The following is a 24528-nucleotide window of genomic DNA, read 5'->3' as shown; positions in this document are numbered from 1 at the left end:
GTTCACTCAAGCGATCGCAGAAGCAGGCTTCCTGCTTGGCTCATCCTCGCCAGATCGCGTTGAGGGGTTCTTCTCCAACGCCGCGCGCTTCCTTCGCTGCTCGCGATTCAGTTCAGCCAACAGACCTCGTACTACCTTTGCCAACTTGTTGGCCAGCAACGGAGGCACGGCATTGCCGACCTGCGTGTACTGCTCTGTTCGATTGCCCGCAAAGAAATAGTTATCGGGAAACGTCTGAAGCCGAGCCGCCTCTCTCACCGTGAGACTTCGACACTGAGTGGGGTCGTAATGGATGTAGTAGTGCCCATCCTTTGCGATGTGCGCGACCACGGTTGTGGATGGCTCCCCCGCACATTGCACGCGGAATCGATCCTTGAAAGGAATGACCCCGGTTGTGCTGTTGCTCGCCGCGTTCTTATGGTTCGGCAGCAGCTTGGGCGGGAAGCAATCCAATCGCGGGGAATAACCTTGCGATTGAGCGAAGCTGGCAGCAAAGAGGTACCTAGCCAGATCAGATGCCATGTGGGACCGCGCTTCGTGCTGGCAAACCCCTTTCAGCTTTTCATCGTGCAGCCAGAGCTGAAGTTCAGTCGGCTGCTTCGGCTTTTTGTAGCTTCTCTGAACAAAGGCTTCACCAATGCTCAGGCTCCGCGCCGCTGCAGCGGATACGCGCATCAACTCGGTCAACTCCGACTCGTACTCCACTCCCCATCCCTCCATAAAAGAGGGCGCGTCCTGAACCGCACTTCTCCAAGCCTCAAGCGAGTCTTCCTTCGACAAACGGCTTCGCAGTCGCGGCAAGTCATCGATTGCGTGCTTCGTTGTCACAGGCTTTGTGACCTTGGCGAGCAGTTCATGCCGCGAGGCACCCACATCCTTTCGGACCCCCAGCAGGATCACTCGATGCCTGCTCTGTGGAATGCCGTAGTGCTCGGCCTGAATGATGAAGTCTGTCGGCTCCAGCGAATCGCTGTCACCCTTCTTGATGAAGGATCGGATCTCGTACTCCACTCCGTCAGCAGGCCTCGAAAGGTCCCCGATGATCCTGTCGAACATCGAACTGCCTGAATGCTGCGAAGAAAGCAGCCCCTTCACGTTCTCCATCACAAAGATGGTCGGACGATGGACCTGAATGATTCGAAGGTATTCCCGGTAGAGGAAGTGCTTCTCATCCTTTTGGAAGGTCTTGTCGTTGGCCCGTCGGGAACGCCCGGCCAATGAATAAGCTTGGCACGGCGGACCGCCGATCAATATCCAGGTGTCGCGGCCATCAAGGGCGGTCCGAATTTCGTCGTCGATCCCCGTCTCGTCGGACTTGCCCAGCTCCAAGCATCGGGCTTCGCTCGCCGCGTGCTTGAACGCCGCAGCAACGGCCGGGATATTTTGAAACGTCGCCTCGTCAATCTCGCCGCGGATAAAGCTGTAGTAGTGCGCCACATCCTTCGTACCGCGAAGACGCCGAAACACAGCCCGCAACGTCAGCGTTCGGTGCGCAACTGGATCCTTTTCGATGGAAAGGCCAATCTCGAAGACGGGTTGCTGCTTGTGGTCCTTGAGAGCGGAGAACCCCTCCCCCAAGCCGCCTGGACCCGCAAAAAGATCAATGATGGGAATCGGCATTCGGAATTTTCTGGATATGAATCGGCACTGATCTGCACGCTGCGGGCTGGACCCGGCATTCTAGAGATCAAGGTACGTCTTCTGTGTACTAGAGGCTGAAATCCGTGGGCTGGGTGGAGACAGATCGCAAGCGAAGTCCCGGCCGAATCGGACCTTATCGCGAAAGACGGGCGCGTCAAAACGGTGCTAGGAGCACGAGGCCGCTTCGATAAGACCTTGCGCGGCTACAAGACCCGCGCCAAAGCCGACCTAAAAAGCGCCGCTGCAGAAGCAGACCTCCTCATCAAAAAAACCTACCGCACGCTGATGACGCGCGGCATGAAAGGGTGTTATGTCTACTGCAGCGACGAAGAGACCGCGAGCTACTTTCGCGACCGGCTGTCACCCGGTGCGCTCGCCGCGGTCGTCAAGCCATGAAAGATCATCAGCGGCGGGCGGCAACGCTCGCCGGCAGCCGGCCTCAGGCTCGTGGCTGATCCATCGCGTTGAGCCTCTTCAAAAGCTCTTGGGCAAGCCGTGCAATGTCGTCCGCCAGATCGGACGCGATCCACATGATGTTGTCCCGGTGCCGCTCCCCTATGCCCTCGAACCAGCCACTCCGGTCGCCGTAGCAGCAGCTCAGCAGAGATTGCATTTGGGACAACTTGTTCTCAAGAATGTCCAGCGCGTCGGGCTCGATGGCGGTGTGGTGGGTTGAGGGCGTGTTTTGCCCGGCGATAATTTGATCAGCCATTTGATGTGCTCGCTTTCCAAAGTCAGTGCACGTTGATTGGTCAGACGGCCATGGTGTTAGCGCACCTTGGCCGTCGCCTTTTGTGCCTCACATCGACATCGCGCGGTGTGCATCGATGTCCCGCCGTGAGGCGCGGCAACCGACAAATGTACGAAGGGAAGTGCCGCATTGGGCACACCGTGGCGCACGAACAATGTGTATCCGCGCAATTTGCCCGCACCCGGAACTCGCCGCTATCGCGGCATCCGCTTCGCCAGTTCGGCGCAGGTCAGGTCCAGGCCGTCGGCGTGCGTTGCCAACGGCACGCCAAGCGTCTCTTCCAGGCTGTTGAGCCACTGGAAAAAACCGACGGTGTGCACTTCGTCGGCCTCGGTCATCTCGAAAATTCCGTTGCTCGCATGCGATCGCTGGACGAGCTCGATGAGCGAGACGAACGACGCCAGATCCTCCGCGATGTCGGCAGTGTTCAGCGCGCGTATATCGCGGATCAGGCTCAGCTCTTCCTGCATCGGCATCACGGTCGGCCGCGTTGCCCAATGTTTCAACAGCTTTCCGGGGGTCATCGTGGTCATGGTCCTACATGCTCCGACTGCGCGGTGCGGCCAACGAAGCCAGCGTGCGCCACGTGCTACAGACGCTGAAGGCACTTGCCAAGAACGGGTCAGGCCACCCTGTCTGGCAGCCCGAAATATCGCTTGGCCTTGGCCGAGAACCCGAATGCATAGACCCACCACGCAATCAGCAGTGGCGTAAGAACGAACTGGGCAAGCATGCCGCCTGCACGCTGTGCCTGGTTCTCATAGTCGGTTGTGTCGGTCCCAAAGATGCTTGTAGCGGCAAGAAGCGCCAACGCCAGCAGGCCCAACCAGCGCCCCCAGTGCTTTCGCTTGAAGATGCCCACCAGGACGACCAGGATCACTCCAGCAATCGCGAGGCGCAAGCCCACACTCGGCAAGATGCTCCACTGATTGGGTATCTGCCTGAAATATGGCGCAAGCAGGAAGGCTTCCCGCACGAGTCCGGCAGCGAGCGCGAGCTCCGTGAATGCCAGGAGGATCAACAGAAGCCACGCAGAGATGGGTCGCGGACCGCGCGGCAATTCAGGCGTTGCGAGAACGTTGCTCTGCGGAGGACTGTAGGGATTTTTCTGCATGGGTTGTTCGCTTGATCGGATGCAATTCAAGTCTATGCGGCCAATGGGTCACACCCCGAATTGGCCCTCACAAGCACGAGAGACCGCATCCGGGTCTTCGACGCGGAGCAAGAACGAAAAGCCGAAGACCGCCCGTCAACCTCGCGCACTTTCGTCGCGCCGCAGATAGCCCGGTGCCAACAGCGCAATGCACTCGACGCAGTTCTGCACCGTGTCGTAGTTCACTCGCACATCCATCTGCGGGAAGGCCCATTTCGCGAAGCCCCAGACGACCATCGAGTCGTCCCACACGAGAGGCGGTGCCGGTATCTTCTGCCGCAGCACCGGCGGTGTGTCGTCGAAGTCGAGTTCAAAAGGCAGCGTGCCCTTCCACTTGCGTGAAGGACCGAGCCGGCCTCTGGTCAGATTGGCGCCGGCGAAAGATGGCGTGCCGTCATCGGCTGGCTTCACAGGGTCGAAATACAGCTCGAACCCGAACGCCCGCCGGCGGTCGAGGTGCCCGTCTTCGCTTTCAGCCCGCCAGTTCTCGACGTCGAAGGACTCGAATGCCTGCAGGAACTCCGGCGAGTTCATGGACTTGCCGAAGAGCGAGACCAGCGTCTGGAAGTCCGGGTACTTCGCCGGCTGCCCGAGCTCGCTCGGCGGGTAGAACAGGCCGAAGGACAGGTCGAAGACGCCCGGCTGCTCGGGTTGGGTGATGTCGCCGGGCTGGTATGTCACGTTCATGTAGCGCTCGCCCAGCCACCAGCAGTCGCGCAGGTAGCCGTGCAACTTTTCTTCGTGCTGCACCATGCGCTCGCGGACTTGCCGGCGCGTATCGCTCCAGGAGATTCCGTAGGGCATCTCGCCTGTGTAGGGCAGGTACTGGCCCTCGACCCCGGCGGTGGCGGTCACTGCGCGCAACTGCAGCGAACTGTTGCCCCATTGGCGTGGGGGCCGGTTTTCCACGTAGGCCAGGTCCTGGAAGGACAGGCAAAGGCCGTGCTTGCTCAAGCGGAAGAGCACCTCGTAAGGGCTCTTGAAAGGAGACGGTTTCTCCGGGCGCCGACGCACGCCGAGCTCATCGAGCAGCGCGACGAGTTGCGCGTCGGTGGAGTCCGCTCCCAGCAGCGAGAGAAAGCTGAACAGGCTCACTGCGGGTCAGTCCTGCTTCATCCAGTAGGAAATCACTCGGATCTTGCCCGGGCTCTTCCACTGGATCGTCAATCTGAAGTCGGGCAGTTCCCAGAAGTGGATGTCGAGGCGACCGACGCGGGTCGGCGCTCCCAGCTTTGCGAGTGCATCGGCCACCGTATCGGAGAACCGCAGGTCCTTCCACAATGGCCCCTTGTAGCTCTCGTACTCATCCTCGTAGCCCCAGAAGCCGCAGTTCGTCATCAGGAATGGCCCCTCACCGACGTCGTGATACTCCTTCTCGAACACCAGCCCGGCATCCTTGAAAGTGAAGCTCAGTCCAAGAGCCGTCGCGCTGATGTTGTAGATCTCCAGGCCACTGTCGAGCTTGATGGCGTCCGACCAAACGATGCCGAATGGCGCCACGACTTTGCTTCCCGGATCGCTGTCGAATGGCTTCGTGATCGCAGAGACGAAGTCCTGGGCATCGGGGTACTGGCTGGGCACTTTCATAGGATTCCTTTCCATGGATTCGTGGTTCGCTTGCCCTTGAGTGCGTCGTCGATCAACTTGTCCAGGAACTTCCTGTACTGGTCGTTCGAGATCTTGTCGATGACCTTCGACGCCTCCTCCAGGGCTTTTGCGCAGTCCTTGTGATTGTCACTTTTCGCGACGGCGTCCCTGTGATTTTTGGTGTCGCGCCGGGCTGCCCCGGCAAGGTCCTTGGAGTCCTTGTAGTTGTCGTGATTTCCGGTGGTGGGGCTCGCCCTGTGGATCTCCTTGGGCACGGCGATGGTCTGTGCGTGGGTGTAGATCTTTCCGCCTTCGCGTTGCCCGCTCTTTCCGACTTTTCCGAACAACGAATCGCGCTGGGCAGGAGTGAGTTCGATCCCATCCTCGGCCAACATCTTTTCCGCCATGTCCTTGAGCGAAGCCGCATTGGGGATGTGATCCCGCTCCATCTCATTGCCCAGGAAGTCGCCCACCTGCTTGCCGTAAGTCGCGCGCCCGCCGCACTTCGGCTTCTTGCCCTTGTTCTTGACTTCGGTGTCTTTTTTCTTCGAGCCGCCGCCGCCCGATTCGGCTTCCGCGCCGGCCTTCTTCTCTGCTGCCTTTTTCGCGGCGGCTTCTTCCGCCTTCTTGGCGGCCGCCTCCGCGGCCTCCTTCTCGAGCTTCTCTTTCACGATCCGCTCTGCAAGCAGTTTCTCGGCCTGCTTGATCCCGACCCGCTCTCCTCCCTTCAGCGCACCCTTGATCGCAATCTTGCCCGCCTTGGCTGCGATGCCGCCTCCGGGCACCAGGTTTGCAGCGGCCGAAGCACCGGAGATTGCAGCATTGACGTAGTCGCCCTCGGCCGCATAGATCGCCGCGTTGGCGCCGTCCGCAAAGATGCCCACCACCGGGATGACGCCGCCGACGTCCAGCACCGTATGCGTGATCGAACTACCCCAGCTGCTCCACCAGCTCTCTTCCTTCGGCGTCTCGGGCTTCACCTCTGGATTCGCCTGCTTTGCTGGTGCCTGCGTGGACGGGGTTTCGCCGACAACGGGGCCGAGCGTGTTGCCGTTGGCGTTGGTCCCGGGCTTGCGGGGCTTGAGCTCGGGCAGTTCGAGCGTCGGCTTGGCCTGGCGAAGCTCCTCGTACTGTTCGTGCGACATGTGCCATGTCTTCTCCGCCGGCCCGACGTCGGAGGGAAAGTACAGCAGCGACACCGAGTCTGCGTAGTTGTAGCCCACCAGGCGGGCGCCACCACCGACCTGCCTGGTGAAGGCGGGGTTGATGTTCAGCTCGACCGTCATCCGCGCCCTACTTCCCGTTCATCCAGAACAGGTCGTCATGCCGCACCACGAGCTTGCCCTCGGCGCACACGGTGCCGCTGTGATCCTTTGGGTAGCACTTGCCTTGCACCGTGCCGCTCTTGACACCCTTGGCGGCGCCCGCCGCATCGCCGATGGTGGTGGGCACGACGCTCATGTCGTACACCACCACCGGATGCCCGTTGGCGCGCACGCTCAGGGCCACGGCCGTGGTGCTGTCCAGCTGAGCCGTCACGGGGTAAGGCACGGGTGGAATCGAGCTGCCCATGGGCGTCTTGCAGACATCGGGGGCGAGGCTCACGACCTTCCAGCCTCCTTGCTTGCGCGCGGCGACGTTGGCGCTCATGGCGTGGGCTCCAGGGCACCGGCACGCCCGGGCTGCAGCGCCGAACGAACCAGCGGCGCATGCGGGTCGACCTCGAAGCGCGCTTCGATCACGCGCACGGGCGCATCCGACGGAATCCACACGCGATGCACGAGCGAAAGCGTCATGGCTTCGGCATCCACGAGCACTGTGTCGGTGACCATGGGCAAGGGCAGCAGCGCACCGTTGTCGAGCCGCAGCAGCACCAGTGCGCGATGGCCCGGCAGCGTGACCGAGAGACGACCGTCCGGTGTCGACTCCGGGTCGGTCAGGTTCCAGAGTTCGATGCGTGCATCTGGCGGCAGATACGGAATCTGCTGATCGGCGGGCGCTGCATTCCAGTAGCCGTAGTCGAAGTCCTCCGGCGGCCATGGGTGGCGTTGTGCGAGCCATTCGTCGTCGTAGGTGCCGGCCAGTGCCAGCCTGGGCGCCCAGGCGCGGCCCACTACGCCAAAACCGGCCGGTTCGCGGCCATAGCCTTTGGCGACTTCGGCCATGGCCCGCGCATCCAGGTCGACACCGGCGTGCTTCGCCAGCACCGGCTGCTGCATTCGCTGTTGCGCACCTTCGATCTGGGGCGCGGGCATCCGCTCGATGTCGGGCAGCCCTACCTGGCGCGTCTGTTCGATGGCGCGACGGTCGATCCAGCCCTGGCCCAGTGGGTTGGAGAAGCAAACCTCGTTCAACACCGGCGGCTCATCGTCCGGCGCATCGGGCCGGCGCAAAAGGCTGCGTCCACCGAAGGCGTGCTCCCAGCGCATGGGCAGGCTCAGCATGGGTTCGCAAGCCGTGCGCGCCCATTCACGCCCGTTGCGCAGATAAAGCAGAGAGGGGCCGCTGACGACCAGCCGCTTGTCGAGCACCGCGTGCGGCGCGGCCAAGGCTTCGGCCCGGCGCTTCTCGTCGTCCCACGCGGTTTGCTGCTGCGGCGTCAGCCGTGCGCCCGGATGCAACGGCCTGGGCGGCTCCGGCGGCCGCGCCCATTGCTGGCCGGCCGTCACCTTCACGCGCACTTCCCATTCGGATGCAGGAACCCCGCCCGGCGCATGGGCGGCGGCATTCACGATCACATCGCAGCGCGGCTTGCAGGGTGCAAGGTCGCTCTCCTCGCGCGGGCTCGACGCGCCCTCCTCGCCCCAGTATTCGTCGGCCAGCGTCAACGGCACGGGTTCGTCGTCATTGACCTCGGCCTGCCACTGGCCGCGCTTTCCGCGCACGAGCCTGTAGCCGACCTTCATCGCGACGACCCGGTACTCGCGGTCGCCTGGTGTCGCGGCGCGAAAGCACAGCGCGTCGAAGGGCGTGAGATTGCGGAACTCCACTGCGGTGTGCTCAGTTGAGGTCGATGTCCTTGCCGGTGATCTGCACCGGCCCGCTGGCGGAGAAATCGAAGGTCGATCCGTTGATGGTGACGGTGCCATCCGACGTCATGACCAGCGAGCTCTTGCCGCACACCAGTTCGATGCGGTCGCCCGCAGTCAGGGTCAGCGTCTTGCCCACGTCCACGCGCTTGGACTGCCCCACCTGTTCAGTCTGCATCAGCGCAACGCTGGTGTTCATGGCCGCACCCACCGTGATCTGGTAGCCGAGGCCGATGGTCAGCGCCTTGGCCAGCCCGATGGTCTCGGCCTTGGCCAGCGCAATGGTTTCCATCTTCGCGCCGCCGATGGTCACTGTCCGGTGCTCGCCGATGTTGATGGTCTCGTTCAGGCCCACCTTCTCCGTGCGGTTCATGCCGATGCCGATGGTCTCGTTGAGGTCGACGGTCTCGGTGCGGTTCTTGTGCACCGTGATGGTCTCGTCGAGGTCCACAGTCTCCGTACGGTTCTTGTGGATGGTGATGGTCTCGTTGCCGTCGACCGTCTCGGTGCGGTTGTTGTGCACCGTGATGGTTTCGTCGTGATCCACCGTTTCCGTGCGGTCGTGCTTCACGTGCACGGTCTCGTCGTGGTCGATGGTCTTGGTGCGGTCGTTGCCCACCCAGTGCGTCTCGTCGTGCTCGACCTCGATGTCCTGGTTGCGCTCGGCGTGCAGCCACACCTGCTCCTGCCCCTTCTTGTCCTCGAAGCGCAGCGCATTGGCATTGGCGTCGGTAGCGCCCTCGGAGCTTCGTGTGAGCAGGCCGCTTTGCGTGGCGTTGGCTGGCAAGTCCCACGGCGGCATGTTGTCGGCGTTGTAGACGCGGCCGGTGACGATGGGCCGGTCGGGGTCGCCGTTCTCGAAGTCGACGATCACCTCCTGCCCGATACGCGGAATCTGGATGCCGCCGAAGTTGGTGCCGGCCCAGGGCGACGACACGCGCACCCAGCACGAGCTGTTCTCGTCCTTGGTGCAATATCGGTTCCAGTGAAAGCTGAGCTTCACGCGGCCGTATTCGTCGGTCCAGATTTCGCGGCCGGCCGGGCCTGTGACGATGGCGGTCTGCGGGCCCGTGGTGCGCGGGCGCGGCGCATCGGGTGCAGGTGCGCGGAATACCTTGCTCGTCGGGATCACCTCGAAGTCGACGCGGCTTTCGAACTCCTGCTGCGCGCTGGCGTCGCCGATGTCCTGCAGCCGCAGGTGCGCGTTGGTCACGAGGTATTCGCGGTTGGAGTCGTTCTGCGGATGCCGCTCCAGCGACATCAGGCAGCCTGGCACAACAGCACGCAGGTTGCCCGAGCCGTTCGCGCGTTCGCCCTGGCTGCCGGTTTCTTCCATTCGGGTGCGCGCCAGTTGCTCGCCTTCGGACTCGACCACGTAGTCGCCCGGCCAGCCGTAGCGCTCCTGGCTGCTTTGCGCGGTCTTGCGCGGCATGGCGCTGACCTGCTGCAGCCGCGCTTTCGGCCGCTTGAAATCGAAGTCGTCCGTGACCCAGCGGCCGCTTTGCAACGTCTCGCAGGCGTTGAAGCGGTCGCAGTGTTCTTCGCGCACGGTGTCGTCTGCGCCGTAGAAAGGGACCTTCTGGTAGCCCGCATTGGCATACGGCTGGTGCGCGGACATGTCGTCGACGATCACCAGCTTGTGGCTGTCTTCGGCGTGCTCGAAGTAGTAGTACAGCCCCCACTCGTGCATCAGGCGTGCGACGAAGTCGAAGTCGCTCTCGCCGTACTGCACCTGGAACTCGCGCGCCGGATAGCTGCGGGTGGCCTTCACTTCATGGGCGAAGTCGTAGTCGGACAGCACCTCGCCGAGGATGTCGAGCACGGTCTTGTTCTGGAAGATGCGGTAGTCGCTCGTGCGCGTGGCCAGCGCGAGCCAGGGCTCCATCACCGCCTCGTACAGCGCGCGGCGGTTCTCCAGGCGCAGGAAGCGCACGCGCGTCACCAGGCCCGATATATGGCGCTTGCCTTCGCCGGCGCCGGGACGGCCGTCGAGCACGACGTGCACCGTGAGCGTTTCGCCCACGAGTTGCTTTATGTTCACGTTGGCGGCCTGTCGCTCGTTGTAGCCCGCCTGCTCGGGCGTGCTGAACGTGACGGTGTAGCGAAACAGGCTGCTCAGGCCTTCGTCGCCCTCTATCACCACCGGCTCCAGTGCAGGTTGCCCGCCCAGCATGGGCATGGCGGCACAAGAAGCGGTCAGAACGCGGATTGCCCGCGCTGCGCCTGTTGGCATGACACTCTCCCTGGAAATCGGATCAACGCACCAAAAGCAATACAGCAAGCCATCACTTGCGGCTCGACGAAACGCAAGCGGCCCGCGTCCGTCTCACACCAGGGGGATCAGGCTTCCTTGTTTTCCTTGATGTTCCAGCCCAGCACCGTCTCGGCGCCCTTGCCGCCCTTGTCGGTCTGTTCCCAGTACTGCTGCTTCACCTTCGCGGCCTGGAAGGCGTACTGCACGAACACGGCTTCGGAGCCCTGCTCCGCCGTGTACTGCACCGAAGTGACCAGCACTTCCTCGAGCGTGACGCGCGTGTATTCGATCTGCGAGCCGCCGGCCTTGCACACCGACACTTCCACCTTGCTCAGATGCTTGCCGCTCGCGCAGTTCTTCATGACAGACGGAGCCGCCTTGTCGATGCGTGCCAAGACTTGCAGGTCATTGAAGCTCGCCTTGCCGACGCCACCGCCGCCACCGCTGACCATGTTGCCGGGTTGCGTCGCGCCCCACGCGAAGGACTTGATGTCGGTCCATTCCTTGTGATTCGAGTCCTTCGATTCGCCGTTCGCGCCTTCGACGCGCATGAACATGTCTACTGCCATGATTGATCGTTCCCTAGGTTGCGGCGCCCCCTCCGGGTGCCTTGAGAATTTGCCGCCGTTGCGGCGGGCAATATTGAGATCCGGCTGTGGCAACACGCGTGTCGTGCGCCTCCGGGGCTGAGTGAATGCGATGTTCGGATCTGACTGTGACAAATCGATTGAATTCAGACGACTTCCTTTCCTCTTCGAGTCATTTCCCACATTTAATTTTTCGGGAATTCGAAATATGAAGACCAAAGCAGTTAATCAAAATTAGCCAATGCGTCGCCTCTGAAAACCAAACAATTCATCGAGCTGATTCCTTGCCGAATGCAAAAGGGCCCGCCATCAATACGATGGCGGGCCCTGCGATTTGCGGGCGTCGAACGCAACTACGAAACCGTCTGAGCGTCGCTCAACCACTTCGCGGCCAGCACAGGCACAAGCTCCGCCGCCCTGCCCTGCAGGAAAGTGAAGCCGTGCGGCACCTCTTCCATGTCGAGCGCGACAAGAACCTTCTGCGCGCTGCGGTCTGCGTACCGCACAAGCGATGCGGCCGGATAGACCGTGAGCGACGTGCCCACCACCGGCACGCGCGCCGCAGTGGCCACATGCTCTTCGGCTTCTTCGAAGTGCTGCACCGCCTCGCCGAACCACACGATGTCAGGCCGCACCTGGGTGCCGTCTTCGCAGAGCTGTCCCATGGCGACCGGGTTGCCATCGATGCGATAGCGCTTCGGCTCGGGCTCCGACGTACCCCGTGCATAGGCGAGCTGTCCATGCAGATGCACTACGTGGCGCGAACCGGCGCGCTCATGCAGCGCATCGACGTTCTGCGTGACGATCACGACCTCGTAGGCCGACTCGAGCGACGCGATGGCAATGTGCGCAGCGTTCGGCTGCGCCTGCCATGCCTTAACCCGCCGCTCGTTGTAGAAAGCCAGCACCGCTTCCGGGTGCTTCCGCCAGCCTTCGGGGCTTGCGAGTTCCTGCCACGAGTAGCTGTTCCACAGGCCCCTGGCGTCGCGGAACGCCGCTTTGCTACCGCGCCAGAGCGGGCGCATCGGGCAGCGGCTCGAAGTCTCTTGCGGCGGCGAAGGCTTGGAGTTTCCGGATGGTCGGCGTCATGGCAAGTGCAGGGGCCGCTCAAACGATCTCGGCGAACAGGCTCTCGAGCACGTTCGCCGGCACTCCGTCGAGCTGCGTTGTGCAGCCCGGTGCAGGTAGAAAGAAATACGCGTGCGCCACTTCCTGCAAACCCTTCGCCGCAAGCACGGCCCGGCCCTTGTCTATCGAAGCCCTCGCCGCTTCGGGCAGCGCAGCGCCCAGGCCGGCGACCAACCGGGCGTGGTCATGCACGCAGCCGCCGGGCTGTGCTATCGCATCCAGGATGAACGGTGGAAGCGTCGACAGCTGCGTGTTCTTCAGGGGGCTCTTCTCCGGCCTCAGTCCGCGAGCGCACCGTGCGGGAGCAGAGCACCGGCAATCTTCGTCAGCACCTGCTCGTCGCCCAGGTCGAAGTGTGTTGCGCCTTCGAAGGCGCTGGCGGCTTGCAAAGGCCCGGCAATGTCCGAGAAACCGGGTAGATCGCAATGGCCGAAGAAGTCGATGGTGTCGTGCGAGAAGTTCTTTTCGGGGTCGAAATGGAGGTTGAGGCTCCAGCCGTCGAAGTCGAAGTTATAGACGGTCCCTGACCCCGTGCGCCATTGCTCGTCGGCCTCTTGCTCGCAGGCGGCCTCTTCCGGAATGCTCATGCCAACGGCCAGATGCACGGCGGCTCGCTCAAGGTAGCGCAGAAGGTCGAGCTGTCCGGCGATGGTTTGCTTCAACATTCGACGTCGAGCCCGTTCGATGTGCATGGAACGACTTCTCTTCTTGCATCTGAGTATCTGCATACGCAACGGGTCGGCGAAGTAGCTGTCGAGACATGTTCTTCACCAGTGCCGCGCAGGCCAGGTCCAACTAGAGGCTCTCGAAAAAGTAGGCCAGCACGGTGTCGTCCGAGAATCCTGTGTCAAACATTTTTTCCGAGAGGTGCTGCTCGGCGTCGTCATAGGAAATCTGGTCGAACTGGCGTTCTTTCAGCATATTCACGAAGGGCGCGCTGAGCTTTCCCAGCACCGCATGGTCGACTGCGAGTTGCTTCATCCGGCCCGTCTGCACATAGGGCAAGACCACGAAAACCCGTAGATCGAACCGGATGAAGAACCGCGCCTGCATGCCCTCGCTGAAGTCGCAATCGATCAGGTGCGAGTACCGGTCGTTCTCGGGGACATGCACTGTGACACGCGCCTTGCCCGCGCTGAAAGCATCGCGGACAGCAGCCAGTTCGGACGTCGGCTCGTCGAACAGCGGCGCAAAATTTCTCGCGGCCGCGAACTCTTTCAGTGTCTGAATCGTCTGTGTCATTGAGGAAATTGCGTCACCACGTCTCTTGGCCCCTGATTGTGGCCTCCACCGGCTCGCTCGAGAACAACACGCCCGCCGGTTACGCGCGTGACGTTATCCGAACCACGTCCCGTGACGCGACCCAGGTCGGCGTTCTCGAAGCGCAGCCGCGACACGTTGGGTGCCCCCTGGCGCGTCACGACGGTGCCCGGCGCATAGATCACTTCGTCGGTAAATTTCTGCCCACCTTCGCCGACGCGGAAGCGCCCCTTTCCAGCCTGCGGTACAGAGTTGGCATGGTGGCGCGAGTCACTCAGATGCTGTCGCGAGTTCGGCGTATACCTGCCGTTCCTCGCGACGGAAATAGCTTCAATCGGCGTCAGGCCCTTTGCCCGAAGGTTCATGTACCTGTCTTTCAGCGTCTTCGGGCACCAGCCCGACGGGTCTGCCCAGCCAATGGGATTGGCCGCATAGTCGTGGAGGTTGATGCCCCCTTCCAGGCCGATCGGGTCAGGGCTGATGAACCGCCCGATGTCCGGGTCATAAAACCGGAAGGTGTTGTAGTGCAGCCCCGTGTCCCGATCCAGGTACTGGCCCTGGAAGCGCAGGTTCTGCTCGATGGGCTGGGGCACCGTGCCGGTCGATGCAACAGCGCGGCCATTCAGGGCAGTGACCTCCCACTGCTCGGCAACGGTCGCGCCCCATGTCCTGTAGCTCGCGCGCCAGCACAGTTGGCCTTCGTTGCTGCTGAGTTCTTCCGGCAGGCCGGCGGTGTCGTTGTGAAAGTGAAAGACTTGCGCCGCGGTCGATGCCGAGGCGGGCTCGGCCCTCGCGTCAAGCCGCGCGACTGGTACGTGGCTTTCGGGCTCGTACACGTAGCTCACCACCTGCGAGCCCCTGCGCTCCTCGATCAGCCGCATCCCCTCCCAGACGAACCGCGTGCTGCCGAATGCGTCGTGCTTCGCCACGCGCCGCCCCATCGCGTCGTAGTCGAAGCGCGTGAGCTGCGTGGTGGCTTCGGGCGTACCAGGGCGCCGGGTGGTGTGCACGGCCAAGAGACGGCTTTCCTCGTCCCACTCGAAGCGCTGTTCGGTATGCCGGCCCGCCCTCTTGCGCACCAGCCGGCCATGACCGTCGTAGCTGTAGCGCTTGTCCTCGAACACGCGCACGAGGTTGTCGCGCACGTAGCCGGGCGCTGTCGATGATGCGTCGAGCAGGTTGCCCGCGGGGTCGTAGGCGAAGCGTTCGCTGTTGGCGGCAGCCGCGCTGTGCACGGTCTGCTCGATGCGCCCGGTGGCGTCGTATCTGTGCGCCGTGGTGCCTTGCAGCGAATGTCGGCTCTGCCGCAGCTCGCCCACGAGGTCGTAGCTGTATTCCTTCATCAGCCCGTCGAGCACGCGGGCGCCGGGGGTGTCGGCGCTGTCGATGGCCTGGCGCCAGCTCGGGTCTTGGGTGGTGAAGGCCGCGTCCAGCCCGCCGGCCCGGCACCACGACGCGGCGCGTCGGCCCAGCGGGTCGAGCGCGAAGCGGGTGTGCAGCGCGCCCTGGCTGCGCGCCACTTCGCGGTGCAGGTCGTCGCGCTCTATGTCGCTGATGAGTTGGTGCACCTCGGGTGCATCGCCGTGCTGTTGCGACAGGTTGACCTGGTGCAGGTGGCCCGAGCCGTAGTACAGGTAGTTCAGCGCGCGCTGCACGCCGGGCTGCGACGCGATGGCGGGCAGCACGGTCTGCGTGCGGTTGCCGAGTTCATCGTGCGTGTGGCGCAGGGTGTGCGTTTCGCCGGTGAGCTCGTCGATGGCGGTCTCTTCGATCAGCCGGCCGAGCTTGTCGTAGGCGAACACGGTGCGGTGCAGCGCGCGCGCTTCGCCGCCGGTGCCGGGTTGCGGCGCCTCCAGCTTGACCGCCTCGGTCAGCCGGTCCAGCTGGTCGTAGCTGTAGCGGTAGTGGTGGCTCCCGGTGCGCTTTCCGACGAGGCGGCCCACGGCGTCGCGCAGCAGTTCGGTGCGCAGGGGCCGGCTCGCGGCGGGCCGTGGCCCGGGGCCGTCGTGCAGCGCGAGGTCTTCGTCGCCGATGCCCGGTAGATGGGTGATGCGCACCGGCCAGCCGTCGGCGTCGTATTCCACCTGCACGCGAGTGCCGCCCACGCGGCGCTCTTCCACCACGCGGTCGGCGGCGTCGCGCAGGAACTCGAAGTGCAGGCCGTTCTCGTTGACCAGCGACTGCAGGCGCTGGGCGCTGTCGTAGTGCCATGCGATGCGACGCCCCTCGGCGTCCTGCCGCGTCAGCGGCTGGCCGCGCAGGCCGAATGCGAATTGCGTGCTGCGGCTCAGCGCATCGGTGGCGGCCACGATGCGGCCGGCCGCGTCCCGGCGGAAGGACTGGTGGCTCTGGTCGGGCAGCGACATCGACAGCAGCCGACCCATGGCGTCGTGGGTCAACCGGGTGCGCTGGCCCGCGGCATCGGTCACGCTCTGCAGATGGCCCCAGCCGTCGTAGACGTAGCGCGTGGTCTTGCCGGAGCAGTCGGTCAGGCAGAGCAGTTGTGCGCACTCGTTCCAGGCCATGCGGTTGGTGCCGCCCTTGGCGTCGGTGACGACGATGGGCAGGCCTCGCCTGTCATACGCGTACTCGGTGGTGTGGCCCAGCGGGTCGGTCTCGCGCACCAGGTTGCCCTGGTCGCTGTAGGCATAGGTCCAGGTGCTGCCGTCTGCAAGGGTTTCGCGCCAGGGCTCGCCGAATTCGGTCCAGCCGGTGCTCCGGGTGCGGCCCAGCGCATCGGTGCGGCTGCTCATGAAGCCCATGGGGTCGTAGGTGCAGCGCGTGGTGGCGCCGCCGGGCTCGGTGATGGCGACGAGCTGGCGCAGATCGTTGTACTCCGCATGCCATTGACGGCCTGCCGCGTCGATGTAGTCGGTGATCTGGTGGTCGGCATTCCAGTGCCAGGCGAACTCGCGGCCGAGCTGGTCGACGACCAGTGTCTCGCCCAACGCCAGTACATCGTCCGCGGGTAGCGGTATGCGGCGCACGGTGTAGCTCTCGCCGTCGTTGGTCCAGTGGCGGGCCACGTGCGCGTCGCCGGCCGAGCCGCGCCATTCGTAGTGGCACTCCAGCCCCGCCGCGTCGGCGTGGAAGCTCATGAGGCCCTGGGCGTCGTAGCCGAAGCGGCGCACCACCGCGCCGTTGCGGTCGGTGACGTCGAGCAGGCGGCCTTCGGCGTCGTGCCTGTATGCCACCAGCACGCCCGGCAGCTCGCCGGACGCGCCCGCGGCCAGGCGCACCGCGCCCAGCCGGGGGCTCTCGCCCGCGTAGTCGAGCGCCAGCAGGCGTCCGGTGCTGTCGGTCAGCTCTGTCAGCCGGCCCAGCGCGTCGTGGCGCAGGTCGATGAAGTTGCCGTTGCGGTCTTCCAGCCGCACGAGCTTCAGCGTCTGCGCGCGCGGCCCGCTTTCGGCCGGCGGCTCGAACATGAAGAACAGCCCGCCCGGCACGTGAATGAAGTAGTGGCCGCCTTCGGTACGGCACAGGTCCAGGCCGTCGCGCAGGCTGTACTGGCGGGTGCCGGGCTCGATGCCGGGCAGCGTCATTGGCCGGCCCTGCTCGTCGATGAGCGTGACGATGGGCTGACCCGCGTCGTCACTGCCCAGCCGCAGCTCCATCGCATAGGGCAGGCTCCAACCCTGCCCCAGTGCGCCGTCGCGGCGAAGGTCGTGGCTGCTATAGAAGCGCTGCCATGCAATGGGCAGCGGGCCGGGCAGGCTGAAGTCGAGTTCGCTCTCTCCGCCCAGGAACTTGCCGCCCGTGGCCGCATGCACCGGGTTGCCGAAGGAGCTGGCCATGCCGTGGATGCCCATGCCCAGCCCCACCGCGCCTTCGATCAGGCAAGGCAGCGCGTTCTTGCCCTGGCGCGCGAGCTTGGGCAGGCAGCGCAGGCCGCGGTAGATCATGACCAGGTTGAACACGGTCACCAGCACCTTCGAGATGAGCGGCACCTCGTCGGCCACGTCGCGCACGCGTGCGGTCGGCCCACCGATGAAGACTGTGGGCGAGCCTTCGCTCACCTTGGCGCCGCACTCGGTGTGGTCATCCTTGCGGGAGGCGACACCCATGTTGACGAACACGGTCTCCGCGCCTTCGGCAAGAAGGATCTGCGGCGAGTCTTTCTTGCAGCTCACGGTGTCCATCGGCATCTCGGGCGACGCGCGCGCGGCGCCTATGGCCTTGCTGTCTATGAAGACGTCCGACGAGCCGCTGGTGATCATGCCGGTCACGGTAAGGGTCTCGGGCACCAGCGCATCGGCGATCGACTCACCCAGGCTCGCGCCGAAGTAGCCGCCGGCCATGCGTGCGCCCACCACCACCGCGCCAGCCACCAGCGGCCCTGCGAGCCCCCCGGTACCGACCACAGCGGCAGCGGCAACGCCCGCCGCGAAGCCCACGGCAATGCCGCCGATCAGCCCACCCGCGAACTTGGCCCAGAACCGCGCGTGCGCGTTGGTGTGGGCAATGGGGTCGTGCAGCCGGGCGGCGGGTTTACCGGCCATGGGTCGTCGTGGCCATCAAGGTGTCAGGCCCTGGGCTGAAAACTCTCGAGCGTGCGCTGCCAAAGCGCAAGCGCATCGGCATCGAAGGGCACGGGGCTGCTGGCCGTGAGAATGAGCACGGCCTTGCCCACAGGGTCCTGCGGCAGCAGGAACACGGCCTGGCGCTGGTACAACGCCTGCCCGTTCTGCCTGAACTGCGTGGCAAGCTCGATGGCTCGCAGGCTTGCGATGGCCGGTCCCACGGCAATGTCGGTGCGCGACAACTCCTTCAGCTGGCTCACCTGGCGCGTCAGGTCGTTCATCTGCCGCGCGACGAACTGCGCCAGGCTCTCCTGCTCGCGCAGCGCGTCGCGGCTCACGATGAGCGTGGTGCCCGAGCCGTCGGGCATGGCCAGCACGTTCATCGAGCGGTCGATACGCCCGTCGTCGGGCACGTCGAACCGGCCTTCCTGGATGTGGTACTTCATCAGGCTGCTTTCTTGCGGGGTGTTCTATGCGGGGTCGAAGGCCACCGAGGCCAGGCAGTCGGGGTTGCGCTCGGTGAAGCCGAACGACAACCGGCCCCAGCCGAGCGAGGCCGTGTAGCTCGTAGATTCATCGAGCGAACGCCCGCGCGGCACGCCGGTGATATCCAGCGCCGGGTAGCGCTGGCGCACTTCGGCCATAGGCACGCAGCGCCCCTTCAGCTCCAGCACCAGGAAGCCCGGATGCGCGCCTTCGCGCTTGATGCGCAGGTCGATGCGCGCAAGCTCGGTGCCATCCGCAAGGCGCACCGGCGTACCTTCGAAGAACTGGAACACGGCGCCGCCCTCGGCATGCGTGTCGCTCAGGGTGGTCGACAACGTGCGGCCCACCTTCTGCATGGAGAACGGCAGCTGCGCCGCCAGCGCATCGATGGCCTGCCAGAGCGTCATGGCCGTGGCTTGTCGATTCATGGGTTCAGTGCTTGCCGGCATATTTCTTGTCGTAGGAGTTGCCGTAGTACTGCGTGTACTGCTCGCCGGTGGTCGATGTGGTGAGCGTGCCGTAGTACTTGCCGGCCGCGGCCCTCGCTGCCTCCCGGGTGCCGCCCTTCAGCATGCCGTTGTAGGCCTCGTTGAGGGCGTCCAGCTTCGAGGGGTCCGCGCCCTTGAGGATGTCCACCTTGGCCGCGCGCCAGACCTCACGCTGCACCTGTATCTGGTTCAGCGCGGCCTCGCCCTCAGAGCTGAGCATGCTGTTGACGAACTTGGTCTTCGAGGAAAAGTCGGGCTTGAAACGATACGAATAGACCGCGTGCCCGACCTCGTGCGACAGCGAGGCGGCAGTCTGGTACGGGTCGCTCGCGTAGTTGCCGTCGATCACGATCTTCTTGACGCCATGATTGGTGTTGGCATACGTGCCTCCGCCCGCCGCGCCGTAGCCGATCTTCCAGCCCTGCCCCTGCAGGAACTTGACCTGCCTCTGCAGCGTGGGCGAGCGCGCCGCGATGGCGTCGACGCCTTTGCCGAGCCCGGTGGTGACGTAGCCCGGCGGCGCAGCCGCGGGCACGGCGTGCTCCGAGGCCGCTGCCGACGTGTCAGCGGCCGCGGGCGCCACGGGCACGCCGTCTTCCACCACGGCTTCTTCGTTCTGGCTGCCGATGGGCGCTTCGCAATTCAAGAAGATCTTGCTGCCGCGCTGGTCGAGCTCGCCCGTGAAATTGACGAGGCCCTTCACGCCGTTGATGCTCACCGTGCCGTCGGCCAGCAGCACGATGGACGACTTGCCGCAGATCAGCGAGATGCTGGTCTTGCCGGTGACGAACACGTCCTGGTCGGCCGCCTGGATCACGACCGACTTGCGGCCGGTGATGTTGGCGTTGCTGTCGGTGGAGGTGACGGAGGCATCGGTCTTCGACACCAGGTTGACGGCGCCCGCGCTGGCGTGCGAGACGATGTCGCCGCCCGACACCACATTGACCTGCCCGCCCTCGCTCACCTGCGTGAGCATGCCCCCGGTGACGAGCTGCGTGAGCTGCGCGCCGGTGGTCAGCGTCATGGCCGAGGTAGCGCGCACCGACACGCTCTGCCCCGAGCTCAGCACGATGGGCTTGGGGCTGATCATGGTCTGCCCCTCGGGGCTGACGATGGACACCACGGGCTTGTCGATCTTGCGCGAGAGGTCGAGCATCTGCTGCGCGTCGGCCATGGCCGGGTCGGGGTTGTCGGAAACGCCCGCTTCCGGCGTGCCGCCGGTGGCCAGCGCCGCCACCGCCTGCGAAACGCCGCCCGCGGCTTGCACGCCCTGCACCAGCCCCATCAGCGTCTGGTTCTTGCCCTGCGCCATCGCGCCCACCAGTGCCTTGGTGGCCGCGATGGCCTGGCCCGACGCCTGCATCAACGCGTTGCTCTGCGCCAGCGTGGCGCCCATGTGCTCGTGGCCGTCCGGGTTGTCGCGCGAGACGCGCTGCGCATAGTCCTGCGTGTAGGTCGTCAGCAGAAGGCCCTTGTCCGCGCGGATGGAACCCCATTCGTTGGTGCGCAGCTCGAAGCCGTAGCTGCGCTGCACGCCGGAGCCCTGGTTCATCAGGTAGCCCATGTGCAGGTGGGTGTTGCCGTGGTCGGTGGAAAGCTCGATGTGCTCGGTGCCGCGGCTGTCCTCGAAGCGCAACATGTGCTTGCCGCCGCCGCCCTTGCTCCAGTGGGTCTGGAAGCCGGTCTGGGTCTTGTGGCGCGGCAGCTCCCAGGGCGGCATCTGCGCGGCGTTGTAGACGCAGCCGGTGACGATCGGGTAGTCGGGGTCGCCGTTGAGAAAGTCGACGATCACCTCCTGCCCGATGCGCGGTATGTGCATGGCGCCGTAGTTGCTGCCGGCCCAGGTCTGCGACACACGGATCCAGCACGACGAGTTCTCGTCGCGCCGGCCATAGCGGTCCCAGTGGAACTGCACCTTGATGCGGCCGTATTCGTCGGTGTGGATCTCTTCGCCAGCGGGGCCGACCACCACCGCGGTCTGCGGCCCGGTGGTGCGCGGCCTGGGCGTGACGCGCTCGGGGCGGTAGGGAGCGCTGTCGGGCAGCACATCGAAGGTCTGGCGGTAGCTGGTGCTGCTGGTCGATTCGCTGTAGGCCGCGTCCGCAGCGCCCACCACGCGCAGCGCGTTCTCCTGGAAGTCGTAGCTCACGGCCTCTATCAGATAGCGGCGGTTGTCTTCTGCGTTCGGGTGGCGCGCCAGCTCGAACAGGTAGCCCGGTGCCATATGGCGCAGGTTGCCTTCAGCGCTCACCAGTTCGCGCCGGCCGGCGAGCTGCTCCAGCCGCAGGCGCGCGTAGTTCTCGCCGTCGCCAAGCTCGGTGTAGCCGCCGGGCCAGTCGTAGATCTCGAAGTTGTCGCGGCTGTGGCCGGCCGGCTGCTGGCGCACGGTGTCGATCTCGGCGTTGGGCTTCCTGAAGTCGTAGTCGTCGGCAGCGAAGTTGCCCGAAGCAATGTCTTCCGCATGGCTCCAGCTGTCGATGAAGTCCTGCTCGAGGATCTGCGCCGCCAGCACGCCGGCGTGATACGGCACCTTCACCGGGCCGTTGGGCAGCGGTGTGTGCGAATCAGGCCCGTCGCACAGCACCAGCTGATGGCTGCCCTGCGCGTGCGAGAAGAAGTAGTAGATGCCCTCCTGCTCCATCAGCCGGCTGACGAAGTTGAAGTCGCTCTCCGAGTACTGCACGCAGTAGTCCCAGGTACGGTAGTTGCCGCTCAGGCGCGCGTCGATGGCGAAACCGTAGGGCGCGAGCACCTCCTGCAATATCTGCGGCGCCGTCTTGAACTGGAAGATCTTGAAGTCGGAGCGCCGCGTGGCGTACCACAGCCACGGGCGCAGCGTGGCCTCGTACACGCACATGTCGCCGTCGTCCTTGCCCACGTAGGCAAAGCGCGTGACCTGCCCGCTCAGGAAGCGCTTGCCGGCGCCGCCGAGCTCGGTTGCAAGGTTCACCTCGATGCTCATGTCCTCGCCAAGCATGCGCTTGGGCTGGATGTTGGGCATGTCGCTGATGAGCCGCACGCGATGCTCGAACAGTGCGGAAATTCGCTCCTGTCCCGACATCGAGCGGAACTTCAGGCGCTCGCCCAACGCGCTGTGGGCGATGAAGCTGCGGGTCATTCGTGGAAAGCTCCCTGGTCAACGCACCCGGAAATGGGAACTCATGCTTCCTTGTTTTCCTTGATGTTCCAGCCCAGCACCGTCTCGGCGCCCTTGCCGCCCTTGTCGGTCTGTTCCCAGTACTGCTGCTTCACCTTCGCGGCCTGGAAGGCGTACTGCACGAACACGGCTTCGGAGCCCTGCTCGGCGGTGTACTGCACCGAGGTGACCAGCACCTCTTCGAGCGTGATGCGCGTGTATTCGATCTGCGAGCCACCGGCCTTGCACACCGACACCTCGACCTTGCCAAGGTGCTTGCCACTCGCGCAGTTCTTCAGCACCGACGGTGCTGCCTTGTCGATGCGCGCGAGCACCTGCAGGTCGTTGAAGCTGGCCTTGCCAACCCCGCCGCCGCCGCCGCTGACCATGTTTCCTGGCTGCGTTGCGCCCCACGCAAACGACTTGATGTCGCTCCACTCCTTGTGGTTCGAATCTTTCGATTCGCCGTTCGCGCCCTCGACGCGCATGAACATGTCTACTGCCATGAGATCAACTCCCTCAGAAATTGCGTGCCCATGCAGGGCACCGTGGAACCAGCCGCCTTGCCCTTGCAGCAGGACGGCAGCGAATCACAACCCGATGGCGCCGGCGCTGGTGACACAGCGGGATCGGCTCATCTTTCAGGCACAACGCTTTCGCATTACATCGCGCCTTCGAATCCGTTCGTGCCCACTGCCCATTCGATCAAATCGAAACAGTGTCGCAAAGATGCAATGAGCCAAATGGTCTGCGAGGTGCAGTCGGTCCGCACCGCATCGCGTTTGCAAGGCTCACACCTTAAGCGAGGCCCCCGCGCCCGGCCAGTGCCAAACGGCATGCGCAGAAAGAACTACAGGCACTGCGCGGGGTGGTCATCCACCAGGCAAGAGACGAAAAAAAAGCTCTCTCATCGACCCGAAAGCCAATCGCTCACCAGTGCAGGCACCACATCCGTAGCCTTGCCCTGCAGAAAAGTGAAGCCATGCGGCACGGCCTCCATGTCCAGCGCGACCAGCACCTTCTGCGCCGAGCGGTCCGCATAGCGCACCAGCGATGCGGCAGGGTTCACGGTGAGAGACGTGCCCACTACCAGCACGCGCGCCGCGCTTTCCACATGTGCCTCTGCTGCCTCGAAGTTCTCGACGGATTCGCCAAACCACACGATGTCGGGCCGCAGTTGCGTACCGTCTTCGCAGCGCTGCCCCATCGCGATCGGATCGCCGTCGACACGATAGCGCTTCGGCTGTGCACCGGAAGAGCCGCGCACATACGCAAGCTGGCCGTGCAGGTGCACCACGTTGCGCGAACCCGCGCGCTCGTGGAGCGCATCGACGTTCTGCGTGACGATGACCACTTCATACGCCTGCTCGAGCGATGCGATGGCGATGTGCGCTGCGTTAGGTTGTGCCTGCCATGCCTTCTGCCGGCGCTCGTTGTAGAAGGCGAGCACCGCCTCGGGGTGCTTCTGCCAGCCTTCGGGGCTGGCCAGTTCCTGCCAGGCATAGGTGTTCCACAAGCCCTTGGCGTCCCGGAATGTCGGCAGGCCGCTTTCTGCGCTCACGCCGGAGCCGGAGAGGACAACGATTTTTTCGGGCCGGATATCGGATCTCATTTTTCTCTTTCGCTGGTTTGGATCAGAAAGACGCAAGTGCAGCACGCAAACCGGCCGAGGACAACTTTTTCAGTGCAATTCGAAGCTGTCCGCTTCGCTATATTCGCGCCGTTCCAGCGACCGCCATTCATCCACTCGTGCGATGCAATGCGCGGTGGAACCCTATCAATTGCAAGGAGGACCGGATCCATGAAACGCCCCTATCTTCAACGCACGCTGCCACCCATTGCCGCCTTGTTGAGCCTGGCGGCCGGCACGACGCCGGCGGTAGAACCCATCAAGAAGCCCAGTGCCGCCGAATGCAAGAAGCTGGCGCCGGCGGCCAAGGACATCGCCGCGCTGCTCAAGTAGGCAGTCTATTCATTCATCGACCGGATTGAGAACGTTGCGGGAATGGAGGCGCGATCCGGAGTCGAACCGGACTGTGCGGATTTGCAATCCGCTGCATTGCCGCTTTGCTATCGCGCCGAACAAGACAGCTGTTGCAGAAAAACTGGCAGACCCTCAAGGATTCGAACCTTGGATGCCGGGATCAAAACCCGGTGCCTTGGACCACTAGGCGAAGGGCCGGTAAGGGATGGCGCGCGCGGAAGGATTCGAACCTTCAACCGTTGGGTTTGGAGTCCAGTGCTCTGCCAGTTGAGCTACACACGCGTGGAAAAGCGAAGAAAAGAGAGATGGTCTGGGTGGCAGGATTTGAACCTGCAGCCTCCTGCTTCCAAGGCAGGCCGTCTACCAGATTGACAGTACACCCAGAAAAATCAGAGAAAGAAAATTGGTGCCCCAGGGGAGACTCGAACTCCCAGAATTCCGCTTCTAAGGCGGACACGTCTACCAATTGCGTCACCAGGGCTGAATGAAAAATGATGTGAGGCGACGATCCGTTCCAGTGGCCG

General features: G+C 64.1%; 23 protein-coding genes and 5 tRNA genes. 2 read left to right on the top strand and 26 right to left on the bottom strand.

The window, feature by feature from the left end:
* Positions 1-6: 6 nt before the first annotated feature.
* Positions 7-1620: a DNA cytosine methyltransferase gene (locus tag ACQY8B_RS04535; RefSeq protein WP_422085603.1), complete on the bottom strand. Its 1614-nt coding sequence runs from the start codon at positions 1618-1620 to the stop codon at positions 7-9.
* Between the two features lie 216 nt (positions 1621-1836).
* On the opposite strand from ACQY8B_RS04535, the gene ACQY8B_RS04530 reads away from it, so the two are divergent.
* Complete coding sequence (locus tag ACQY8B_RS04530) at positions 1837-2037, top strand: DNA/RNA helicase domain-containing protein (RefSeq protein WP_422085602.1); 201 nt, start codon at positions 1837-1839, stop codon at positions 2035-2037.
* Positions 2038-2080: 43 nt separating this feature from the next.
* On the opposite strand, the gene ACQY8B_RS04525 is transcribed toward ACQY8B_RS04530, so the two are convergent.
* From ACQY8B_RS04525 to ACQY8B_RS04430, 20 genes are all read right to left on the bottom strand, one after another.
* On the bottom strand, positions 2081-2353 hold the full coding sequence (locus ACQY8B_RS04525; protein WP_422085601.1) for a hypothetical protein: 273 nt from the start codon (positions 2351-2353) through the stop codon (positions 2081-2083).
* A 233-nt stretch (positions 2354-2586) separates the two neighbouring features.
* Positions 2587-2925: a hypothetical protein gene (locus ACQY8B_RS04520; RefSeq protein ID WP_422085600.1), complete on the bottom strand. Its 339-nt coding sequence runs from the start codon at positions 2923-2925 to the stop codon at positions 2587-2589.
* An 89-nt stretch (positions 2926-3014) separates the two neighbouring features.
* Positions 3015-3506: a hypothetical protein gene (locus ACQY8B_RS04515; protein ID WP_422085599.1), complete on the bottom strand. Its 492-nt coding sequence runs from the start codon at positions 3504-3506 to the stop codon at positions 3015-3017.
* 135 nt (positions 3507-3641) lie between these two features.
* The gene (locus ACQY8B_RS04510; RefSeq protein WP_422085598.1) at positions 3642-4640 is read right to left on the bottom strand and encodes a hypothetical protein; all 999 of its coding nucleotides are present in this window, start codon (positions 4638-4640) and stop codon (positions 3642-3644) included.
* A 6-nt stretch (positions 4641-4646) separates the two neighbouring features.
* Positions 4647-5132, bottom strand: a complete 486-nt coding sequence (locus tag ACQY8B_RS04505; protein ID WP_422085597.1) for a hypothetical protein — start codon at positions 5130-5132, stop codon at positions 4647-4649.
* Positions 5129-6418, bottom strand: a complete 1290-nt coding sequence (locus tag ACQY8B_RS04500; RefSeq protein WP_422085596.1) for a hypothetical protein — start codon at positions 6416-6418, stop codon at positions 5129-5131. The genes ACQY8B_RS04505 and ACQY8B_RS04500 overlap by 4 nt, the downstream gene beginning before the upstream one ends.
* Before the next feature lie 7 nt (positions 6419-6425).
* Positions 6426-6782, bottom strand: coding sequence for a DUF4150 domain-containing protein (locus ACQY8B_RS04495; RefSeq protein WP_422085595.1), 357 nt, complete (start codon positions 6780-6782; stop codon positions 6426-6428).
* The gene (locus tag ACQY8B_RS04490; RefSeq protein ID WP_422085594.1) at positions 6779-8122 is read right to left on the bottom strand and encodes a DUF2169 family type VI secretion system accessory protein; all 1344 of its coding nucleotides are present in this window, start codon (positions 8120-8122) and stop codon (positions 6779-6781) included. Before ACQY8B_RS04490 ends, ACQY8B_RS04495 begins: the two co-directional genes overlap by 4 nt.
* A 10-nt stretch (positions 8123-8132) precedes the next feature.
* Positions 8133-10340: a type VI secretion system Vgr family protein gene (locus ACQY8B_RS04485; protein WP_422085593.1), complete on the bottom strand. Its 2208-nt coding sequence runs from the start codon at positions 10338-10340 to the stop codon at positions 8133-8135.
* 161 nt (positions 10341-10501) lie between these two features.
* Complete coding sequence (locus tag ACQY8B_RS04480) at positions 10502-10984, bottom strand: Hcp family type VI secretion system effector (protein ID WP_422085592.1); 483 nt, start codon at positions 10982-10984, stop codon at positions 10502-10504.
* Positions 10985-11355: 371 nt separating this feature from the next.
* A complete protein-coding gene (locus ACQY8B_RS04475) occupies positions 11356-12027 on the bottom strand; it encodes an SIR2 family NAD-dependent protein deacylase (protein ID WP_422085591.1) in 672 nt (223 codons plus the stop codon).
* Positions 12028-12109: 82 nt separating this feature from the next.
* Positions 12110-12322: a hypothetical protein gene (locus ACQY8B_RS04470; protein WP_422085590.1), complete on the bottom strand. Its 213-nt coding sequence runs from the start codon at positions 12320-12322 to the stop codon at positions 12110-12112.
* Between the two features lie 86 nt (positions 12323-12408).
* On the bottom strand, positions 12409-12822 hold the full coding sequence (locus tag ACQY8B_RS04465) for a hypothetical protein (protein WP_422085589.1): 414 nt from the start codon (positions 12820-12822) through the stop codon (positions 12409-12411).
* 103 nt (positions 12823-12925) lie between these two features.
* Entirely contained in the window at positions 12926-13372 is a 447-nt protein-coding gene (locus tag ACQY8B_RS04460) for a hypothetical protein (RefSeq protein WP_422085588.1), read from the bottom strand.
* Positions 13369-17889 carry an RHS repeat-associated core domain-containing protein gene (locus tag ACQY8B_RS04455; RefSeq protein WP_422085587.1) on the bottom strand — a complete coding sequence of 1507 codons (4521 nt, stop codon included), beginning with the start codon at positions 17887-17889 and terminating at the stop codon, positions 13369-13371. The genes ACQY8B_RS04460 and ACQY8B_RS04455 overlap by 4 nt, the downstream gene beginning before the upstream one ends.
* Positions 17890-17912: 23 nt before the next feature.
* A complete protein-coding gene (locus tag ACQY8B_RS04450) occupies positions 17913-18356 on the bottom strand; it encodes a DcrB-related protein (RefSeq protein ID WP_422085586.1) in 444 nt (147 codons plus the stop codon).
* Positions 18357-18380: 24 nt separating this feature from the next.
* Positions 18381-18824, bottom strand: coding sequence for a hypothetical protein (locus ACQY8B_RS04445; RefSeq protein WP_422085585.1), 444 nt, complete (start codon positions 18822-18824; stop codon positions 18381-18383).
* 4 nt (positions 18825-18828) lie between these two features.
* On the bottom strand, positions 18829-22002 hold the full coding sequence (locus tag ACQY8B_RS04440; protein WP_422085584.1) for a type VI secretion system Vgr family protein: 3174 nt from the start codon (positions 22000-22002) through the stop codon (positions 18829-18831).
* Positions 22003-22043: 41 nt separating this feature from the next.
* Positions 22044-22526, bottom strand: coding sequence for an Hcp family type VI secretion system effector (locus ACQY8B_RS04435; RefSeq protein WP_422085583.1), 483 nt, complete (start codon positions 22524-22526; stop codon positions 22044-22046).
* A gap of 401 nt (positions 22527-22927) precedes the next feature.
* On the bottom strand, positions 22928-23581 hold the full coding sequence (locus ACQY8B_RS04430) for an SIR2 family NAD-dependent protein deacylase (RefSeq protein ID WP_428745000.1): 654 nt from the start codon (positions 23579-23581) through the stop codon (positions 22928-22930).
* A 240-nt stretch (positions 23582-23821) separates the two neighbouring features.
* On the opposite strand from ACQY8B_RS04430, the gene ACQY8B_RS04425 reads away from it, so the two are divergent.
* Entirely contained in the window at positions 23822-23983 is a 162-nt protein-coding gene (locus ACQY8B_RS04425; protein ID WP_422085581.1) for a hypothetical protein, read from the top strand.
* Positions 23984-24026: 43 nt separating this feature from the next.
* Here the strand turns inward: ACQY8B_RS04425 and ACQY8B_RS04420 are convergent.
* The 5 genes from ACQY8B_RS04420 to ACQY8B_RS04400 form a co-directional block, all read right to left on the bottom strand.
* Positions 24027-24100: transfer RNA gene (locus ACQY8B_RS04420), tRNA-Cys, on the bottom strand.
* Between the two features lie 26 nt (positions 24101-24126).
* Positions 24127-24202: transfer RNA gene (locus tag ACQY8B_RS04415), tRNA-Gln, on the bottom strand.
* An 8-nt stretch (positions 24203-24210) separates the two neighbouring features.
* Positions 24211-24286, bottom strand: a tRNA-Trp gene (locus ACQY8B_RS04410).
* 24 nt (positions 24287-24310) lie between these two features.
* A tRNA-Pro gene (locus ACQY8B_RS04405) sits at positions 24311-24388 on the bottom strand.
* 20 nt (positions 24389-24408) lie between these two features.
* Positions 24409-24485 (bottom strand) — tRNA-Leu (locus ACQY8B_RS04400).
* Between the last annotated feature and the right edge of the window lie 43 nt (positions 24486-24528).

Source organism: Variovorax sp. (genome assembly GCF_965279555.1).
Lineage (GTDB): Bacteria > Pseudomonadota > Gammaproteobacteria > Burkholderiales > Burkholderiaceae_C > Variovorax.
This window is presented reverse-complemented; position numbering and strand designations above follow the sequence as displayed.

Coding starts and splice junctions, on each gene's coding strand:
- ACQY8B_RS04465 (WP_422085589.1), bottom strand. CDS start 12,822: ATGCACATCGAACGGGCTCGACGTCGAATGTTGAAGCAAACCATCGCC.
- ACQY8B_RS04505 (WP_422085597.1), bottom strand. CDS start 5,132: ATGAAAGTGCCCAGCCAGTACCCCGATGCCCAGGACTTCGTCTCTGCG.
- ACQY8B_RS04450 (WP_422085586.1), bottom strand. CDS start 18,356: ATGAAGTACCACATCCAGGAAGGCCGGTTCGACGTGCCCGACGACGGG.
- ACQY8B_RS04495 (WP_422085595.1), bottom strand. CDS start 6,782: ATGAGCGCCAACGTCGCCGCGCGCAAGCAAGGAGGCTGGAAGGTCGTG.
- ACQY8B_RS04520 (WP_422085600.1), bottom strand. CDS start 2,925: ATGACCACGATGACCCCCGGAAAGCTGTTGAAACATTGGGCAACGCGG.
- ACQY8B_RS04440 (WP_422085584.1), bottom strand. CDS start 22,002: ATGACCCGCAGCTTCATCGCCCACAGCGCGTTGGGCGAGCGCCTGAAG.
- ACQY8B_RS04480 (WP_422085592.1), bottom strand. CDS start 10,984: ATGGCAGTAGACATGTTCATGCGCGTCGAAGGCGCGAACGGCGAATCG.
- ACQY8B_RS04425 (WP_422085581.1), top strand. CDS start 23,822: ATGAAACGCCCCTATCTTCAACGCACGCTGCCACCCATTGCCGCCTTG.
- ACQY8B_RS04445 (WP_422085585.1), bottom strand. CDS start 18,824: ATGAATCGACAAGCCACGGCCATGACGCTCTGGCAGGCCATCGATGCG.
- ACQY8B_RS04515 (WP_422085599.1), bottom strand. CDS start 3,506: ATGCAGAAAAATCCCTACAGTCCTCCGCAGAGCAACGTTCTCGCAACG.
- ACQY8B_RS04500 (WP_422085596.1), bottom strand. CDS start 6,418: ATGACGGTCGAGCTGAACATCAACCCCGCCTTCACCAGGCAGGTCGGT.
- ACQY8B_RS04535 (WP_422085603.1), bottom strand. CDS start 1,620: ATGCCGATTCCCATCATTGATCTTTTTGCGGGTCCAGGCGGCTTGGGG.
- ACQY8B_RS04485 (WP_422085593.1), bottom strand. CDS start 10,340: ATGCCCATGCTGGGCGGGCAACCTGCACTGGAGCCGGTGGTGATAGAG.
- ACQY8B_RS04435 (WP_422085583.1), bottom strand. CDS start 22,526: ATGGCAGTAGACATGTTCATGCGCGTCGAGGGCGCGAACGGCGAATCG.
- ACQY8B_RS04460 (WP_422085588.1), bottom strand. CDS start 13,372: ATGACACAGACGATTCAGACACTGAAAGAGTTCGCGGCCGCGAGAAAT.
- ACQY8B_RS04525 (WP_422085601.1), bottom strand. CDS start 2,353: ATGGCTGATCAAATTATCGCCGGGCAAAACACGCCCTCAACCCACCAC.
- ACQY8B_RS04455 (WP_422085587.1), bottom strand. CDS start 17,889: ATGGCCGGTAAACCCGCCGCCCGGCTGCACGACCCCATTGCCCACACC.
- ACQY8B_RS04475 (WP_422085591.1), bottom strand. CDS start 12,027: ATGCGCCCGCTCTGGCGCGGTAGCAAAGCGGCGTTCCGCGACGCCAGG.